The sequence below is a fragment of the Micromonospora sp. NBC_00821 genome (assembly GCF_036347035.1).
Lineage (GTDB): Bacteria > Actinomycetota > Actinomycetes > Mycobacteriales > Micromonosporaceae > Micromonospora > Micromonospora hortensis.
The window spans coordinates 1,621,618-1,637,681 of sequence record NZ_CP108880.1; the positions used below are offsets into that span (position 1 = coordinate 1,621,618).

Genomic DNA, 16,064 nt, shown 5'->3' on the forward strand with positions numbered 1-16,064 from the left:
GTGGTGAGCGACCGGAGGGGATGGGGCGCGCGGCGATCGGGTTTCTCCCCCGTACCCGATCGTCGCGTGCCGCCCCCTCCATCCCGGCCTGCCGGAAGGAGACGACGTGCGAACCCGCCCGGAGCCCCCCGCCGTACCCTCGGGCGGAGTGCGATGACCCGCTTCCTCGTGGTGCTCACCGATGTGCGCCACGTCGAGGGCGTCAACCGCAACGAGCGGGTCGCGCCGGAACGGCGCCGGCAGGTCGTCGGCGCCAGCAGCCGGGAGGCCGCCGACCGCATCGCCGGAGCGTTCATGGCGCTGGGCATGGTGCGGGCCGGCCGGCAGCGGGTAAAGGTGATCGCGGTCGGGCGCCGGCACTCCCGGGACTGAACAGGCCCAGGTCGGCGGTCTGTGGCAGCACTACCGTCCGATTACACACCGTATATCCTCTCCTGACTGTTTGCCGTGTCGTGCCGTGGCTCGCCGGGTATCGCCTCGCCCTGCGGCCACGCACAGTAAGGTCAACCGGGTGAGCGCCACCGGCGAGCACGACCAGCCGCAGTCGCGTACGAAGAGGTGACCGGAGTGACCACCCCAGGCAAGACCCGCGTGGCGATCGTCTTCGGCGGCCGCAGCCCGGAGCACGGCATCTCCTGCGTCAGCGCCGGCAGTGTGTTCGGCGCACTCGACCCGGACGAGTTCGAGGTGGTGCCGGTGGGCATCACCCGGGCGGGCCAGTGGGTGCTGACCAACGGAGACCCCGCCCAGCTCGCGATCAACGCCCGTCAGCTGCCGGAGATCACCGCCGACTCGGGTGACGACATCGTGCTGCGCGCCGACCCCACCGGCAACGGACTGATGGTGCTCGACCCGACCGAGGGCCCCCGGGCGCTGGCCGACGTGGACGTGGTCTTCCCGGTGCTGCACGGCACCTACGGCGAGGACGGCACCATCCAGGGAATGCTGGAGATGGCCGGCATCCCCTACGTCGGGGCGAACGTGTTCGCCTCCGCGGCCGCCATGGACAAGGAGTTCACCAAGAAGCTCTGTGCCGTCGAGGGCATCCCGGTCGGCACGTACGCGGTCCTGCGCAACGGCATGACGCTCAGCGAGCAGGACAAGGAGCGGCTCGGCCTGCCCGTCTTCGTCAAGCCGTCCCGGGCCGGGTCGTCGTTCGGCGTCAGCAAGGTCACCGACTGGGCAGAGCTGGACGCGGCCGTCGCCGCCGCCCGGCAGTTCGACCCGAAGGTCATCATCGAGGCCGCGATCGTCGGCCGCGAGATCGAGTGCGGTGTGCTGGAGGGCGAGGCCGGCGGCACGCCCGAGGCGTCCGTGCTGGCCGAGGTGCGGGTCGTCGCCGACCACGACTTCTACGACTTCGAGGCGAAGTACCTCGACGACTCCTGCGAGTACGACATCCCGGCCAACCTGCCGGAGAAGGTGACCCGCCAGGTGCAGGAGTACGCCGTCCGCGCGTTCACCGCACTGGACTGCGCCGGTCTGGCCCGGGCCGACTTCTTCGTCACTCCCGAGCTGGACGTCTACCTCAACGAGATCAACACGATGCCCGGCTTCACCCCGACGTCGATGTTCCCGCGGATGTGGGCGGCCTCCGGCCTGGAGTACCCGAAGCTGGTCAACCGGCTGATCCGTACCGCCCAGCGGCGCGGCGTCGGCCTGCACTGAGCCGTCCGAACCCCGCCCGCGCCGGTCAGCCGACGCGGGCGGAGTCTGTTCGGATTCAGCGCTGGCAGCCGGACGGGATCGCGCCGCCGGAGGGCACGCTCGCCACGATCGTGCTGGAGATCGTCGGCAACCACTGCAACGGCTGCTCGTACGAGCGCGGGACGCGCACAGTGATCAGCGTCTCCCGATCGACTGTGGAGAGGACCGCCGCGTCGGCCTGCTCGGCCAGGTGCCAGCAGACCCGGTTGACCGTCCAGACCTCGTCGGTGCTGGGGAAGGCCGGCTCGGTGCCGCCGCAGGCCACTGTCAGCGCGGGGTCGCCGTAGGCGGCGTTCTGCTCCGGACCGGCGGTGACCGGCCGCTGGGCCAGGTCGCGGATGCTCGCCGGAAGCTGGGAGAGCAGGGCCCGGCAGACCGTGGCCGGGCGGGCGGCCAGCGCCGGGGCGGCCATCTCCACCGGGGTGGTGGACTGCACCCGGGCGGTGGTCGCGGAGGGCGTCGGCGCGGCGGCCGGCGTGTCCGGGCTGAGCTTGCTGAAGGCCAGCACGGCCACCAGCAGCGTGATCGGCAGCGCGATCAACGTGGCCAGCAGGGCCGCGCCACGCATGGTCCGATCGCGGCCGGCCGGCGCGGCGGCGGCCGGATCGGTCGACTCGCGGTTACCGTCAGCCGGCTCGGACGTACCGTCGGCCGCGTCACGCGCCCTGTCGTCGTCCAGAGCCGAGGAGGAGGTCGTCATCTCGTCCACTTACAGCCGCACCACCGAACACGTGAGGGTGCGGGTGATGCCGGGCACCATCTGCACCTTGCTGACGATGAGTTTGCCGAGCTCGTCGACGGTGTTCGCCTCGGTGAGGACGACCACGTCGTACGGGCCGGTGACGGCGTCGACGCGTACCACGCCGGGGATGTCCGCGATGAGACCCGCCACGTCACGTGCGCGCCCGACCTCGGTCTGGATGAGGATGTACGCCTGTACCACGACTCGACCTCCGTCCGTCGCCGCCCGGGAGCGGCCCGAAGGGTGAAAGTACCTTACGGACCAGGTCTGATCCCTATCGGTGGTCAAGGAGCAGCGGTGAGCGAGCACGGCGGAGCCGGGCAGCACGGGCGGAACGCCCGCGGTGGCGTCGGCGTGTCCGGGATCGGGGAGTTCGGGCTGATCGGGAAGATCACCGCCCGGCTGTCGTACGGGCCGACGACCCTGCTCGGTCCGGGCGACGACGCGGCGGTGGTGGCCGCGCCGGACGGCCGGGTGGCGGCCTCCACCGACGTGCTTGTCGACGGGCGGCACTTCCGGCGGGACTGGTCCTCGGCCCGCGACGTCGGGCACCGGGCGGCAGCCGCCAACCTGGCGGACATCGCGGCGATGGGTGCCACGCCGACAGCCCTGCTGGTCGCTCTCTGCATGCCGGCGGACCTGGACACCGCGTGGGCGGAGGAACTGGCCGACGGGCTCTCCGCGGAGGCGGCGACTGTCGGCGCGAGCGTCGTCGGCGGCGACATGTCGGCCAGTCCCACCCTGACCGTCGCGGTCACCGCGCTGGGCGACCTGGCGGGCCGTCCGCCCGTGCTGCGCTCGGGCGCCCGACCGGGGGACGTGCTCGCTCTGGCGGGGCGCACCGGGTTCGCGGCAGCCGGGCTGACCGTGCTGACCCGGGGCTTCCGTACCCCTCGGCTGTTGGTCGAGGCGTACCGGCGGCCGCAGGTGCCCTACCAGGCCGGACCGCAGGCCGCCCAGCTCGGCGCCACCTCCATGATCGACGTGTCGGACGGGCTCCTCGCCGACCTCGGGCACGTCTCGGCGGCCAGCGGGGTGGCGATCGACGTACGCCGCGACGGGTTCGAGGTGCCCCGGCAGATGGCCGACGCGGCGCAGGCGCTCGGCGTCGACCCGTACACCTGGATCCTCGCCGGTGGCGACGATCATGCGCTGGCCGCGACCTTCCCCCCGGCGGTGGTGCTGCCGCCGGACTGGCGGCCGATCGGTCTGGTCACCGAGGGTGCCGGCGTGACTGTCGACGGCGTCGCCCACGACGGCCCGGCCGGCTGGGACCACTTCCGGTGAGGCCCGCAGGCGGCCGTACCCTGGATACCGTGAGTGAGATCGAGATCCGGGTGGTGCGGTTCGACGCACCGGAGGCGCAGCACCTGATCATCGCCGCACTGGCCGACCTCGGTGCCCGCTACGGTGGCACCGGCGACGACACCCCGGTGGACGCGGCCGAGTTCGAGCCGCCCGATGGGGCGTTCCTGGTGGCCTACCTGGCCGGCGAGCCGGTCGGCTGCGGTGGCTGGCGCAGCCACGGCGCGGACAGCGCGGAGCTGAAGCGGATGTACACGGCCCCGGCGGCACGGGGGCGGGGGGTGGCCCGGGCGGTGCTGGCGGCCGTCGAGCGCTCCGCCCGCGAGCACGGCCGCAAGCGAGTGGTCCTGGAGTGTGGCGACAAGCAGCCCGAGGCGATCGCCATGTACGGCTCCGCCGGGTACGAGCGGATCCCGAACTTCGGCTTCTACAAGGACGCGGAGGGTTGCGTCTCCTTCGGCCGCACCCTCTGACCTATGGGTCAGCCCTGCCGGTGTGCCAGGTGTCACGGTCGGCCCGGCCGGGCACCGCGCGCCAGACGTAGGCGCGCGGTGCCGGGCCGCGGACACGACAGAGCCGGCGGACCCTCGGGGTCCGCCGGCTGAGCCGAACGAAAAGGTGGGTGCTACCGCGTCAGGCGCGGGTGACCTTGCCGGCCTTGATGCACGAGGTGCAGACCTTCAACTTCTTGGTGTTGCCGCCACCGGCCGGGGTACGCACCGACTGGATGTTCGGGTTCCAGCGGCGGTTGGTCCGCCGGTGCGAGTGGGACACGTTGTGGCCGAAGCCCGGTCCCTTGCCACAGACGTCGCACACGCTAGCCACGGGATACTCCTGGGATTGATACGTTCATGAGGTCGCCGGCAGGTGCTGCCCGGGCAACCTGGTCAGGTTACCCGATGACTCGCCGACCCGGCCAACCGGCCCGGTCCGGCGCTCGCCCGTGCCCCGGCTTCCGCCTGGTCGCGGGCCCGCCCGCCCAACGGTGGGCCGGCCCGGCGGCAAGGGTACCGGAGGCGCTCGTCCGCGCCGCGGCCAGCGCCGGCCCGGGCCGGCGGGGACACGCCGGACGAGTCCGACGGGTGTCGGTGCGCGCCAGTAGGCTTCTGCCCGTGCTGGACACCCTCGACGCCGCCGCGGTCCGCCGCTGGTGCGCGAGCGGGCTGGCCGCACTGAAGCGCCACCAGGGCGAGATCGACCAGCTCAACGTCTATCCGGTGCCCGACGGCGACACCGGCACCAACCTGGTGCTCACCCTCACCTCGGCGCAGCAGGCCCTCGCCATGGATCTGGACACTCTCCCCGACAGCGGGCCGACGGCGCACGGGCACGCGCTACGGCTGATGGCCCAGGGCGCGCTGCTCGGCGCGCGGGGCAACTCCGGGGTGATCCTCTCGCAGATCCTGCGTGGTTTCGCCGACCAGGTCGCCGGGGTGCCGGCGGTGCGTGGCAGGGAATTGGCCGCCGCGCTGCGCTCCGGCACCACCGCCGCGTACACAGCGGTCTCCCGGCCGGTCGAGGGCACAGTGCTCACCGTTGTCGCGGCGGCCGCCGCCGCGGCCGAGGGCGTGGACAGCGACGACCTGCCGACGGTGGCCGGTGTCGCGGCCCGGGCGGCGGCCGAGGCGCTCGCCCGCACACCGGAACAGCTACCGGCGCTGGCCCGCGCCGGTGTGGTCGACGCCGGTGGCCGAGGGCTCTGCGTCCTGCTCGACGCCCTGGTCGAGGTGCTGACCGGGGAGCGCACCGCCCGGCCCGCGCCGACGCCGCGCTCCGCCGCCCGCCCGGCGGCCACCGTCGCCCGCGAGACCGGTTCCGACGAATACGCGTACGAGGTGCAGTTCCTGCTCGACGCCCCGGCCGAGGCGGTCGCCGGTCTGCGGCGGGCGCTCGACGCCCTGGGAGATTCGCTGGTCGTCGTCGGCGACGGGCGCGAGCCGGAAGGCACCTGGAACGTGCACGTGCACGTCAACGACGTGGGTGCGGCGGTCGAGGCCGGTGTTGCCGCCGGCCGCCCCTACCGCATCTCGGTCACCCGGTTCGCCGACCAGTCGGAGTCGCCCTCCGGCCCGGTGGTGGCCGGCCGGGCCGCTGTGGTGGTGGCCACCGGCGGCGGCATCGCCGACCTGTTCGCCGCGGAGGGCGCCACGGTCGTGCCGGGCAACCCGTCCACCGGTGAGCTGCTGGACGCCGTCCGCAGCACCGGCGCGGCCCGGGTGGTGGTGCTGCCCAACGACGCCAACACCGAGGCGGTGGCGAGCGCGGCCGCCCGCGAGGCCCATCGGTACGGCATCAAGGTGAGCGTGGTGCCGACCCGCTCACCGGTGCAGGCCCTCGCAGCCCTCGCGGTCCGCGACGGTGACCGCCGTTTCGAGGACGACGTCATCGCGATGGCCGAGGCGGCCGGCGCCTGCCGCTACGCCGAGGTCTGCCATGCCAGCCGGGAGGCGCTGACAGTGGCCGGCCCGTGCCGTCCCGGTGACGTGCTGGCGCTGGTGGAGGGGGAGGTGCACCTGATCGGCACCGACCTCACCGACACCTGCGCCGCGGTGGTCGACCGGATGCTCGGCGGTGGTGGCGAGATGGTCACCCTGCTGGCCGGGGTGGACGCCCCGGCCGGGCTCACCGACGCCGTCCGCGCGCACGTCGCGCGGCGCTGGCCGTTCGTCGAGGTGCACGCGTACCCGGGCGGCCAGCCGTTTTATCCGCTCCTGGTAGGGATCGAATGAGCGAACCAGCCACTGTGGACACTCCGCTGAAGAAGCTGGTCGGGGACAAGACAGCCAAGGCGCTGGCCTCGCACCTCGACCTGCACACCGCGGGTGACCTGGTCTACCACTTTCCGCGTCGCTACGACGAGCGTGGTGAGCACACCGACATCCGCTCACTGGACGTCGGTGAGCAGGTCACCGTGTTGGCCCAGGTGCAGCGCACCGCGGTGCGCCCGATGCGTCAGCGGCGGGGCAATCTGCTGGAGGTGACAGTCGGCGACGGCTCCGGCGGGGTGCTGACGTTGACCTTCTTCGGCAACCAGGCGTGGCGCGAGCGTGAGCTGCGCCCGGGCCGGTGGGGTCTGTTCGCCGGCAAGGTCACCGAGTTCCGGGGCAAACGGCAGCTCAACGGCCCGGAGTACGTCCTGCTCGGCGAGGGTGGCGACGGCGAGGCGGCGGTCAGCGACGACATCGAGGAGTTCGCCGGGGCGTTGATCCCGGTCTACCCGGCCGCCGCGGCCGTGCCGACCTGGGTGATCGCGCGCTGCGTGCGCGTCGTACTGGACACCTTCACCCCGCCGGACGATCCACTGCCGAGCGCCGTGCGGGCCAGCCGCAAGCTGGTCGGGCTGGGCGCCGCGCTGACCGAGATCCACCGGCCGTCCAGCAAGGAGGCGCTGCACCAGGCGCGGCGGCGCCTCAAGTGGGACGAGGCCTTCGCCGTCCAGGTGACCCTGGTGCAGCGCAAGCACCGGGCGGCCGACTGGCCGGCCCGGCCCCGCCCGGCGCACCCTGGCGGGCTGTTGGAAGCCTTCGACGCCCGACTCCCGTACGAGCTGACGGCCGGTCAGCGGGAGGTCGGTGTGGAGATCGCGGCGGACCTGGCCACTCCGCACCCCATGCACCGTCTGTTGCAGGGCGAGGTGGGCTCGGGCAAGACGGTGGTGGCGCTACGGGCGATGCTCCAGGTGGTCGACGCGGGCGGGCAGGCCGCGCTGCTGGCGCCCACCGAGGTGCTGGCCGCCCAGCACCACCGGGGCATGCTCGACCTGCTCGGGCCGCTCGGGCGGGCCGGTGAGCTGGGCTCCGCCGAGCACGCCACCCGGGTCGAGCTGGTCACCGGCTCCCTGGGCGCGGCGGCCCGCCGCCGGGCGCTCGGCGAGGTGGCCAGCGGCGCCGCCGGCATCGTGCTCGGCACCCACGCCCTGCTGTACGAGGGGGTCGACTTCGCCGACCTCGGCCTGGTGGTGGTCGACGAGCAGCACCGCTTCGGCGTGGAGCAGCGCGACGCCCTGCGGGCCAAGGCCGACCAGCCGCCGCACGTGCTGGTGATGACGGCCACCCCGATCCCGCGCACTGTGGCGATGACCGTCTACGGCGACCTGGAGGTCTCCACGCTCTCCCAGCTGCCCCGGGGGCGGTCGCCGATCACCTCGCACGTGGTGCCGGCCGCCGAGAAGCCGGCCTACCTGGACCGGGCCTGGCGTCGACTGCGCGAGGAGGTGACCGCCGGCCACCAGGCGTACGTGGTGTGCCCGCGAATCGGTGACGGGCCGACCAGCGACGAGGAACCGCCACCCGAGGACGACAACGGCCGTCGGCCGCCGCTGGCGGTGACCGAGGTCGCCCCGCTGCTGGCCGAGGGCCCGCTGCACGGCCTGCGGATCGGCGTGCTGCATGGTCGCCTGCCGGCCGACGAGAAGGACGCGGTGATGCGGTCCTTCGCGGCCGGCGACCTGGACGTGCTGGTGGCGACGACAGTGATCGAGGTCGGCGTCGACGTGCCGAACGCCACAGTGATGATCGTGCTCGACGCCGAGCGGTTCGGCGTCTCCCAGCTGCACCAGCTGCGGGGCCGGGTCGGCCGGGGCGCCGCCGCCGGGCTGTGCCTGCTGGTCAGCGAGGCGGCCGAGGGTTCGTCGGCGCGGGAACGATTGGACGCTGTGGCGTCCACGAGCGACGGTTTCAAGCTCGCCGAACTGGATCTGGAGCAACGCCGCGAAGGTGACGTGCTGGGTGCCACCCAGTCCGGGCACCGCTCGCACCTGCGGTTGCTGTCCCTGCGACGCGATGCCGACCTGATCCGCGACGCCCGCGCCGAGGCGATCACCCTGATCGAGGACGACCCGGAGCTGGCCCGCAGCCCGGCACTTGCCGCCTCGGTGGCCGCACTGGTGGACGAGGACCGCGCGGAGTACCTGGAAAAGGGCTGACCGCGCAGGTCGTCACATGGTTGAGGGCGCGCCGACCGGGGGGTCGACGCGCCCTCAACTGTCAGAGCGTGTTGGTTCAGGCGGTGAAGCGAACCCGACGACGACGGGCCACCACGAACAGGGCGGCACCGGCGGCCAGCAGCACCGCGGCACCGGCGATGATGCCGCCGGTGGCAGCACCGGTCAGCGGCAGGGCCGGCTCGTCCTTACCGCCACCCTGACCCGGGGCGCACTCGGCCGGCTTCTCCCAGGCGATCGGGCTGGTGTCGTCGAGGCCCTCGGCCGCCGGCGTCACGGTCAGACCCTCGAACGCCTTGAACTCGACGACCACGGTCTTGCCCGGCTCGACGGTCCGCTTCTGGGCCTCACCCTTGTTCGGGGTCAGGGTCACCTCGAAGGCCTTGCCGTCCTCCGGGTTGGCGAAGCCGAAGATCAGCTTGTCGCAGGTGGACTCGTAGCCGGCCTGGGGCTCGCCCGGCTTGACGCAGTCCTCGGGGGTCGCCCAGGTGTAGGGCTCGCCGACCGGCTTGTCACCCTCGCTGACGGTGATCTCGCCGGCCTTGGCCGGAACGACGATGTCCTTCTTGCTGTCGCCTGGCTTGACGGTGTAGGTCTTCGAGAAGCCCTTGGCCTTGACGGTGAGCTTGGCGTCGGTCGTGGCGTCCGCGCCGTTGGCGAGCGTCACCGTGACGGCGCCCTCACAGTCGGAGGCGAAGCTGGCGGTGGGGATGGACACCGCCGGCGGCGTCGTCGGCGGCGTGGTCGGCGTGGCGCTCGGCGTCGGCTCCGGCGACGGGCTGGCCGGCGGCGCGTCCTTCTCGCAGGTGCCCTCGAACGTCACCTTCGCCGTGCGGGCGTCCTTCTCGGGGTAGCCGTCGTCCCAGCGGGCCTTCACGGCGAGGGTGGCCTCAGTGGCCGAGCCGGGCACCCGCTGCACGCCGGTGATCGGCGTGTTGACGTCATACGGGTAGGAGGACTTGTCCGACGCCGCGACGATGTTGGTCACCGTGGTGTTGGCGGGGGTGAGCGCGACGCTCGACAGCTGGAAGCTCTTCGAGGAGTAGTGGTAGACGCTCTTGACGGTCCAGTTCACCACCCACTCTCCGGTGGTGGTGTCGCAGACCGCTTGGCCGCTCGGCTCGGTGTAGTGGGCGCTCGCGGGGCTCGCGAAGACGCCGATGCCGGCGAGGCCGATCAGCGCGCCCGCGGCGATGGCCGCGACGCGCCGGAACGGAGACTTGGGAGGGTTCACGCCTGCTCCTGGTGAGGGGGGTACGGATCGCGTGGCGGGAGGCCGGGAGACATCGTGACCGGGGAGTCACCTGCTCACCGGGGCGTCGCGCGACGCGGTGGCGTTCCCGCGGCGAAAGCGGGGACAGGGGGAGACTGTACTGATGGGTGGTTAATGAGGGGAGTTCAGATCATTGCCATCCGGCAATGTAGTCGATTCGTGATCTTTGATGCACCGATGGTGTCGGTCCGGTCACTGGGGACGGTCTTGTCCGCCGTGGCTCCACGGTGGATGCCGCGCCGTCGGGGCTGCTCAGGTGCTCCCCGTCGTGGCTGGCCGGCCTACTCCTCGGATCTGCGCCGCGCTGACCGGGTCCGCGCCGCATCGCGTAGCGTCGCGGGCATGAGCAGGAGGAAACGGTGACCCGGATCGTGGCCGGGACGCTCGGTGGCCGGCGGATCGCCGCGCCGCCCGGCGCCGGCACCCGACCCACCTCGGACCGGGTCCGGGAGGCGCTGTTCAGTGCCGTCCAGGCCGAGGTCGATCTCGACGGCGCCCGCTTCGCCGACCTGTACGCCGGCTCCGGCGCGGTCGGTCTGGAGGCGCTCTCCCGGGGTGCCCGGCACGTGTTGCTTGTCGAGTCCGACCCGCGTGCGGCCCGGGTGATCCGGGAGAACGTGGCGGCCCTCCGTGCCGGTCCGGCGGCTCGTCTGGTCACCGGCAAGGTGGCGACGGTGCTGGCCGCCGGACCCGACGGTGAGCCGTACGACGTGGTCTTCGCCGACCCGCCGTACGCCGTGCCGGACGAGGAGATCACCGCGCTGTTGGCCGCGCTCGTCGACGGCGGCTGGCTGGCGCCCGACGCCTTGGTGGTGGTGGAGCGGTCCCGTCGCACCAGGGAGTTCGACTGGGTGGAGGGGATCACCCCCGAGCGCAGTCGTCGTTACGGCGAGACCACCCTTTGGTACGGTCGCCGATCATGAGACGTGCGGTGTGCCCCGGTTCGTTCGACCCGGTCACCAACGGACACCTCGACATCATCGGGCGGGCCAGTCGGCTCTTCGATGAGGTGATCGTCGGTGTGCTGGTGAATCAGTCGAAGAGTGGCCTGTTCACCGTCGAGGAGCGCATCGAGATGCTCCGCGAGGTGACCTCGTCGTACGGCAACGTGCGGGTCGAGTCGTTCCGAGGGCTGCTGGTGGACTTCTGCCGGGCCCAGCAGGCCAGTGTGCTGATCAAGGGCCTGCGGGCGGTCAGCGACTTCGACTACGAGTTGCAGATGGCCCAGATGAACATCGGTCTGGCCGGCGTCGAGACGCTCTTCATGCCGACCAATCCGCTCTACTCGTTCCTCTCCTCGAGCCTGGTCAAGGACGTGGCCAAGTGGGGTGGCGACATCTCCGCCCACGTCCCCGACCCGGTCCGCGAAGCCCTCCAGGCCCGCCTGGGCCCCCGCCGCTAAGCGGACCCTGGCCTCCCCCTTTCATCCTCGCGATCTTGCACTTACGGTGCCCGCATCGCCCCTTTCGGCGTGATTTGACGCGACCGAAAGTGCAAGATCGGCGTGGTGGGAGCCGGGGGTGACTATGTCGCGACTCGCCGGGTTGGGGTGAGTGGGGCGGCGGTGGGGCCGGCACGACATGATTGGTGGCGCGGGGAACGGCCGTAGCCCGCATCATGGAGGTCGGCCGACGAACGACAGGAGTGAGGTAGCCGGTGGACCCGCTCGATCGCATCGACGAACTGATCGCCATCCTGGAGCAGGCGCGCTCCGTCCCGATGTCGCGCAACAACTGCATGGTCGACCGGGGTGAGATGATCGCTGCCCTCGATGAGATGCGTGTCGATCTCCCCGCCGACCTGCGTCGCGCCGCCGCGCTCCTGGAGGAGCGCGACAAGATCATGGAAGCCGGCAAGCGCGAGGCGGACCGGATCATCAGCGAGGGTGAGGCAGAACACGCCCGCCTGGTCTCGGTGAACGAGATCACCGTGTCGGCCGAGCACGAGGGCGCCCGGATCATCGGCGAGGCCCGCGCCGAGGCGCAGCGCCTGCGTGAGGAGGTCGACGACTACGTCGACACCGCGCTGGCCAACTTCGAGCAGTTCCTCACCCGGGCGCTGGCCTCGATAGAGCGCGGCCGCGACAAGATGCACGCGCTACGGGAGATCGGCACCTTCGGTGGGGATGAGGCGGAACGCCCGCTACCCTTCTGAGCGGCACCTCACCAGCCGACTTCTCAGGCGGGCGTCGCCCCCGGTTCGACGGGCCGGCGGTCGTCCAGGTAACCTTTTTTGTCGGCCTCTCACCGGCCGGAGTCTAACTATGCCCAAGCACTCGCCATCGACACTCAACCCCAGGGCGCCGCTGGTCCTCGACACGAGGGACCTGCCGCGTCGCCCTGGCGCGTTGCGTGAGGTCCAGCGGGTCGTGCCGGCACCGGCGGACCTCGGTGTGGAGTTGATCGGCGTGCCGGAGGGCGCGGACCTCGACCTCGATCTGAGGTTGCAGTCGGTGTCCGAGGGCGTGCTCGTCTCCGGGACCATCACCGGTCCCGTCCGGGGCGAGTGCGGCCGTTGCCTGCGCGAGATCAACGACTCGATGGGCGTGACGATCCAGGAGCTGTACGCGTACGAGGACAGCACCACGGACGCCACGACCGACGAGGACGAGGTGGGCCGGATGCAGGGCGATCTGATCGACCTGGAGCCGGCGCTGCGGGACGCGTTGGTGCTCACGCTGCCGACCAACCCGCTCTGCCGGGAGGACTGCCCAGGACTGTGCCCCGAATGCGGGGCGCACTGGGACGATCTGCCGGCCGACCACAGTCACCAGCAGATCGACCCGCGTTGGGCGGGCCTGTCGCAACTGACCGTTACAGAGGAGTAAGAACCGTGGCCGTCCCGAAGCGCAAGATGTCGCGCAGCAACACCCGGTCCCGCCGGGCGAACTGGAAGGCGACAGTGGTCGCGACCGTTGCGTGCCCGCAGTGCAAGTCCCCGAAGCTGCCGCACGCCGCCTGCTCCGTCTGCGGCACCTACAACGGCCGCCAGGTTCTCGAGGTCTGACCTGGACGCCGAGTGACGCCCCCGACCCCAGGTCGGGCGGCGCGCGCATCCTGGCATTCGCCCGGTGCTCCGGCTCCCTCCGACGCCGGCCGGCCCAATCCGGCCGGCGTTCCGGTGGAGCCGGGCGCCGCGCGGATCGCCGTTGACCTCCTCGGCGGGGACGACGCTCCCGCCGTCGTGGTTGACGGCGCTCTGCGGGCCATGCGCGCCGACCCTGACCTGCATCTGCTTCTCGTCGGTCCGACCGAGGTCGCCGACGAGCTGATTGCTGCCCTCGATCCGGCGCAACGCGCCCGGATCACGGTGCGGCCCGTTCGCGATGTCGTCGGCATGGCCGACCATCCCAGCGCCGCCCGCTCCGAGAGCACCGTCCGGGCCGCGGTCACCGCCGTCCGGGACGGGACCGCCGACGCCCTGGTCTCCGCCGGCGCCACCGGCGCCACAGTCACCGCTGCCGTACTCGGTCTCGGCCGCTCGCCGGAGATCCGCCAACCCGCTCTGGCGGCCACCCTGCCCGCAGTGGCGGGGCCTGTCGTGTTGCTCGACGTCGGCGGCTCCCTCGAACCCCGCCCGGCCACCCTCGCCCGCCACGCCGTGCTCGGCGCCGCGTACGCGGCGGTGGCCCACTCGATCGCCGCGCCCCGGGTCGGGCTGCTCTCGGTCGGCACCGAGGCCGGCAAGGGCGACCGGGTCCGCCGCGCCACCGACCCCCTGCTCGCCGTCGAACCGCTGCCCGGCGGGGCGCGCTACGTCGGCCTGGTCGAGGGGTACGACGTGGCCCTCGGCGCGCGCGCCGATGTGGTTGTCACCGACGGCTTCACCGGTAACGTGCTGCTCAAGGCCATTGAGGGCGCGTACGCGATGGCCGGCGGCCCACCTGCCCAGGGCGGCGCGCCCCGCGCGGCGGCCCTGCTGGGCGTCGCGGGGACGGTGGTCGTCTGTCACGGGTCCGCCCGGGCCGACGACGTCGCCTCCGGCATAGCTCTCGCCGCCCACCTGTGGCGGCGGCGCGCCACCGATCTGGTCTCCGCGTTGCTCGACAGCGACGCCGCGACGGGTCGCACCGACCGCTCCACCGACACCGAGGTACGCACATGAGCAACGACAAGCGGCGGCGGGCGTCCGTCGGTCACCTGGAAGCCGCCTTCGGAGTGAGCCTGGAACCCGAGCTGCTCCAGCGCGCGTTGACCCACCGGTCGTACGCGTACGAGAACGGCGGGCTGCCGACCAACGAGCGGCTGGAGTTCCTCGGCGACTCGGTGCTCGGCGTGGTGATCACCACGGCGCTGTTCCACAACCACCCCGATCTGCCCGAGGGGCAGTTGGCCAAGCTGCGGGCCAGCGTGGTCAACATGCGGGCGCTCGCCGACGTGGCCCGCGGTCTGGGCCCGGACGGGCTCGGCGCGTACCTGCTGCTCGGCAAGGGTGAGGAGACGACCGGTGGTCGGGACAAGGCGAGCATCCTCGCCGACACACTGGAGGCGCTGCTCGGGGCGATCTACCTCCAGTACGGCCTGGACACCACCGGGATCGTCATCCACCGGCTCTTCGACCCGCTGATGGCCGAGTCGGCCGGTCGCGGAGCCGCACTGGACTGGAAGACCAGCCTCCAGGAGCTGACGGCGGCGCTCGGTCTCGGCGTCCCGGAGTACCGGATCGAGGGCACCGGCCCGGATCACCTCAAGACGTTCACCGCCTGGGTGGTGGTGGCCGGCATCCGGTACGGCGGCGCCGAGGGGCGCAGCAAGAAGGAGGCCGAGCAGCGGGCCGCCGAGGCCGCCTGGCGGACGCTCGCCGAGCAGAACGGTCAGAACGGCGACGACGGCAAGGACGGTCGGGCCGGCGACGACGGTCGGGGTGGTCGGGCCGGCGACGATCGCCAGGACCAGCCGATCGGTCGGGACGACTCGGCCGACTCCGACGAGCCGTTCGGGCCGTTGGAGCGCGCGGAGCGGGCGGCTCAGGCCGAGCAGGCCGACCACCTGGCGCAGGCGCTGCCGGCCGGGGGCGCCGACGGTCACGAGACGGGTCGGCCGCGTGCCTGAGCTGCCCGAGGTGGAGACCGTCCGGCAGGGGGTGGCCCAGTGGGTCGTCGGCCGTCGGATCGCCTCGGTCGAGGTTCGTCATCCGCGTGCGGTCCGCCGGCACGTTCCCGGCGACGTGCACTTCGCCGACGTGCTCGCCGGCCGGACGGTGCTGGACGCCCGCCGTCGCGGCAAGTACCTGTGGCTGCCACTGGACAGCGGTGACGCGATCGTCGGGCACCTCGGCATGTCGGGTCAACTGCTGCTCCAGCCACCCGGGACGCCTGACGAGACCCACCTTCGGGTCCGGTTCCGGTTCAGCGACGACGGTCCGGAGCTGCGCTTCGTCGACCAGCGCACGTTCGGCGGGCTCTCGGTGAGCGAGGGTGGCGCCGAGTTGCCCGACGAGATCGCGCACATCGCCCGCGACCCGATGGACCCGGAGTTCTCCGACGAGGCGTTCGTCGCGGCGCTGCGCCGCCGGCACACCGAGGTGAAGCGGGCGCTGCTCGACCAGACCCTGATCTCCGGGGTGGGCAACATCTACGCCGACGAGGCGCTCTGGCGCGCCAAGCTGCACGGTGGCCGACCCACCGACGCGCTGACCGGCCCGGCCGCGCAGCGCCTGCTCGGCCACGTCCGCGACGTGCTGGCCGAGGCGATCAGCGAGGGCGGCACCAGCTTCGACGCCCTCTATGTGAACGTCAACGGCGAGAGTGGCTACTTCGACCGGGCGCTCAACGCGTACGGCCGCGAGGGCGAGCCGTGCCGGCGGTGTGGCGCGCCGATCCGCCGTGAGGCGTTCATGAACCGGTCCTCGTACAGCTGCCCGCACTGTCAGCCACGGCCCCGGGGTTCCCTTCGGGGATGACCCGGAGCCGGCTCGGGGCGATGCCGGCGGGTCGCGGCGGGTCGCTCCGGGGTGGACCCTGGTGTACGCCCGGATCGGGGTTCGACCCCCGGCGAACGGACCCCCGCGCCCGGTCCGGTGGTTCCAGGGTGGGCCCGGGTCGATCCCCGATGTGACCGCCTCGTCACGCACCTAGCGTCAGCACCGTTGACAGG

17 protein-coding genes and 1 pseudogene are annotated in these 16,064 nt (G+C 72.4%); 14 read left to right on the top strand and 4 right to left on the bottom strand.

Features of this window, described 5'->3' with window-relative positions; genetic code table 11:
• Positions 1-153: 153 nt before the first annotated feature.
• Positions 154-372 (top strand): hypothetical protein, encoded by a 219-nt coding sequence (locus tag OHB44_RS07600; protein ID WP_238684625.1) that lies wholly within the window; start codon positions 154-156, stop codon positions 370-372.
• A gap of 195 nt (positions 373-567) precedes the next feature.
• Positions 568-1,668 (top strand): D-alanine--D-alanine ligase family protein, encoded by a 1,101-nt coding sequence (locus tag OHB44_RS07605; protein WP_091393084.1) that lies wholly within the window; start codon positions 568-570, stop codon positions 1,666-1,668.
• Positions 1,669-1,723: 55 nt separating this feature from the next.
• On the opposite strand, the gene OHB44_RS07610 is transcribed toward OHB44_RS07605, so the two are convergent.
• Positions 1,724-2,407, bottom strand: a complete 684-nt coding sequence (locus tag OHB44_RS07610; protein ID WP_274531045.1) for a DUF3515 family protein — start codon at positions 2,405-2,407, stop codon at positions 1,724-1,726.
• A 9-nt stretch (positions 2,408-2,416) separates the two neighbouring features.
• Positions 2,417-2,650: an Lrp/AsnC ligand binding domain-containing protein gene (locus tag OHB44_RS07615; RefSeq protein WP_030487446.1), complete on the bottom strand. Its 234-nt coding sequence runs from the start codon at positions 2,648-2,650 to the stop codon at positions 2,417-2,419.
• A 96-nt stretch (positions 2,651-2,746) separates the two neighbouring features.
• Here OHB44_RS07615 and OHB44_RS07620 point away from each other — a divergent pair, with 96 nt between their 5' ends.
• Together OHB44_RS07620 and OHB44_RS07625 are read left to right on the top strand one after the other, a co-directional pair.
• Positions 2,747-3,736: a thiamine-phosphate kinase gene (locus OHB44_RS07620; RefSeq protein ID WP_330440062.1), complete on the top strand. Its 990-nt coding sequence runs from the start codon at positions 2,747-2,749 to the stop codon at positions 3,734-3,736.
• A gap of 29 nt (positions 3,737-3,765) precedes the next feature.
• Positions 3,766-4,227, top strand: a complete 462-nt coding sequence (locus tag OHB44_RS07625) for a GNAT family N-acetyltransferase (protein WP_330440063.1) — start codon at positions 3,766-3,768, stop codon at positions 4,225-4,227.
• Positions 4,228-4,387: 160 nt separating this feature from the next.
• Here the strand turns inward: OHB44_RS07625 and rpmB are convergent, their stop codons facing one another.
• Positions 4,388-4,579 (bottom strand): 50S ribosomal protein L28, encoded by a 192-nt coding sequence (gene rpmB, locus OHB44_RS07630; RefSeq protein ID WP_011905179.1) that lies wholly within the window; start codon positions 4,577-4,579, stop codon positions 4,388-4,390.
• Positions 4,580-4,866: 287 nt separating this feature from the next.
• On the opposite strand from rpmB, the gene OHB44_RS07635 reads away from it, so the two are divergent.
• On the top strand, positions 4,867-6,483 hold the full coding sequence (locus tag OHB44_RS07635) for a DAK2 domain-containing protein (RefSeq protein ID WP_330440079.1): 1,617 nt from the start codon (positions 4,867-4,869) through the stop codon (positions 6,481-6,483).
• Positions 6,480-8,678, top strand: a complete 2,199-nt coding sequence (gene recG, locus OHB44_RS07640; RefSeq protein ID WP_330440080.1) for an ATP-dependent DNA helicase RecG — start codon at positions 6,480-6,482, stop codon at positions 8,676-8,678. Before OHB44_RS07635 ends, recG begins: the two co-directional genes overlap by 4 nt.
• A 76-nt stretch (positions 8,679-8,754) precedes the next feature.
• Here the strand turns inward: recG and OHB44_RS07645 are convergent, their stop codons facing one another.
• Entirely contained in the window at positions 8,755-9,930 is a 1,176-nt protein-coding gene (locus OHB44_RS07645; RefSeq protein ID WP_330440081.1) for an LPXTG cell wall anchor domain-containing protein, read from the bottom strand.
• Between the two features lie 398 nt (positions 9,931-10,328).
• On the opposite strand from OHB44_RS07645, the gene rsmD reads away from it, so the two are divergent.
• The 8 genes and pseudogenes from rsmD to mutM all read left to right on the top strand — a co-directional run bounded on the left by rsmD (position 10,329) and on the right by mutM (position 15,870).
• On the top strand, positions 10,329-10,892 hold the full coding sequence (rsmD, locus tag OHB44_RS07650) for a 16S rRNA (guanine(966)-N(2))-methyltransferase RsmD (RefSeq protein WP_266303430.1): 564 nt from the start codon (positions 10,329-10,331) through the stop codon (positions 10,890-10,892).
• Positions 10,889-11,371 carry a pantetheine-phosphate adenylyltransferase gene (coaD, locus tag OHB44_RS07655; RefSeq protein WP_030335289.1) on the top strand — a complete coding sequence of 161 codons (483 nt, stop codon included), beginning with the start codon at positions 10,889-10,891 and terminating at the stop codon, positions 11,369-11,371. The genes rsmD and coaD overlap by 4 nt, the downstream gene beginning before the upstream one ends.
• Positions 11,372-11,625: 254 nt before the next feature.
• Positions 11,626-12,123 (top strand): hypothetical protein, encoded by a 498-nt coding sequence (locus OHB44_RS07660; protein WP_238684616.1) that lies wholly within the window; start codon positions 11,626-11,628, stop codon positions 12,121-12,123.
• A 109-nt stretch (positions 12,124-12,232) separates the two neighbouring features.
• On the top strand, positions 12,233-12,796 hold the full coding sequence (locus OHB44_RS07665) for a YceD family protein (RefSeq protein WP_238684615.1): 564 nt from the start codon (positions 12,233-12,235) through the stop codon (positions 12,794-12,796).
• Between the two features lie 5 nt (positions 12,797-12,801).
• Positions 12,802-12,975, top strand: a complete 174-nt coding sequence (rpmF, locus tag OHB44_RS07670) for a 50S ribosomal protein L32 (RefSeq protein WP_030335284.1) — start codon at positions 12,802-12,804, stop codon at positions 12,973-12,975.
• A 114-nt stretch (positions 12,976-13,089) separates the two neighbouring features.
• Positions 13,090-14,073: a phosphate acyltransferase gene (locus OHB44_RS07675; RefSeq protein ID WP_266303429.1), complete on the top strand. Its 984-nt coding sequence runs from the start codon at positions 13,090-13,092 to the stop codon at positions 14,071-14,073.
• A pseudogene (gene rnc, locus OHB44_RS07680) lies at positions 14,070-14,819 on the top strand (ribonuclease III); the annotation flags it as partial. The gene OHB44_RS07675 and the pseudogene rnc, both read left to right, overlap by 4 nt.
• 193 nt (positions 14,820-15,012) lie before the next feature.
• Positions 15,013-15,870, top strand: coding sequence for a bifunctional DNA-formamidopyrimidine glycosylase/DNA-(apurinic or apyrimidinic site) lyase (gene mutM / locus OHB44_RS07685; protein WP_238684613.1), 858 nt, complete (start codon positions 15,013-15,015; stop codon positions 15,868-15,870).
• Positions 15,871-16,064: the final 194 nt, after the last annotated feature.

What these genes read in the sequence shown, in the direction of transcription:
- OHB44_RS07600 (WP_238684625.1), top strand. Translation starts at nt 154, where the DNA reads ATGACCCGCTTCCTCGTGGTGCTCACCGATGTGCGCCACGTCGAGGGC.
- OHB44_RS07610 (WP_274531045.1), bottom strand. Translation starts at nt 2,407, where the DNA reads ATGACGACCTCCTCCTCGGCTCTGGACGACGACAGGGCGCGTGACGCG.
- recG (WP_330440080.1), top strand. Translation starts at nt 6,480, where the DNA reads ATGAGCGAACCAGCCACTGTGGACACTCCGCTGAAGAAGCTGGTCGGG.
- coaD (WP_030335289.1), top strand. Translation starts at nt 10,889, where the DNA reads ATGAGACGTGCGGTGTGCCCCGGTTCGTTCGACCCGGTCACCAACGGA.
- OHB44_RS07665 (WP_238684615.1), top strand. Translation starts at nt 12,233, where the DNA reads ATGCCCAAGCACTCGCCATCGACACTCAACCCCAGGGCGCCGCTGGTC.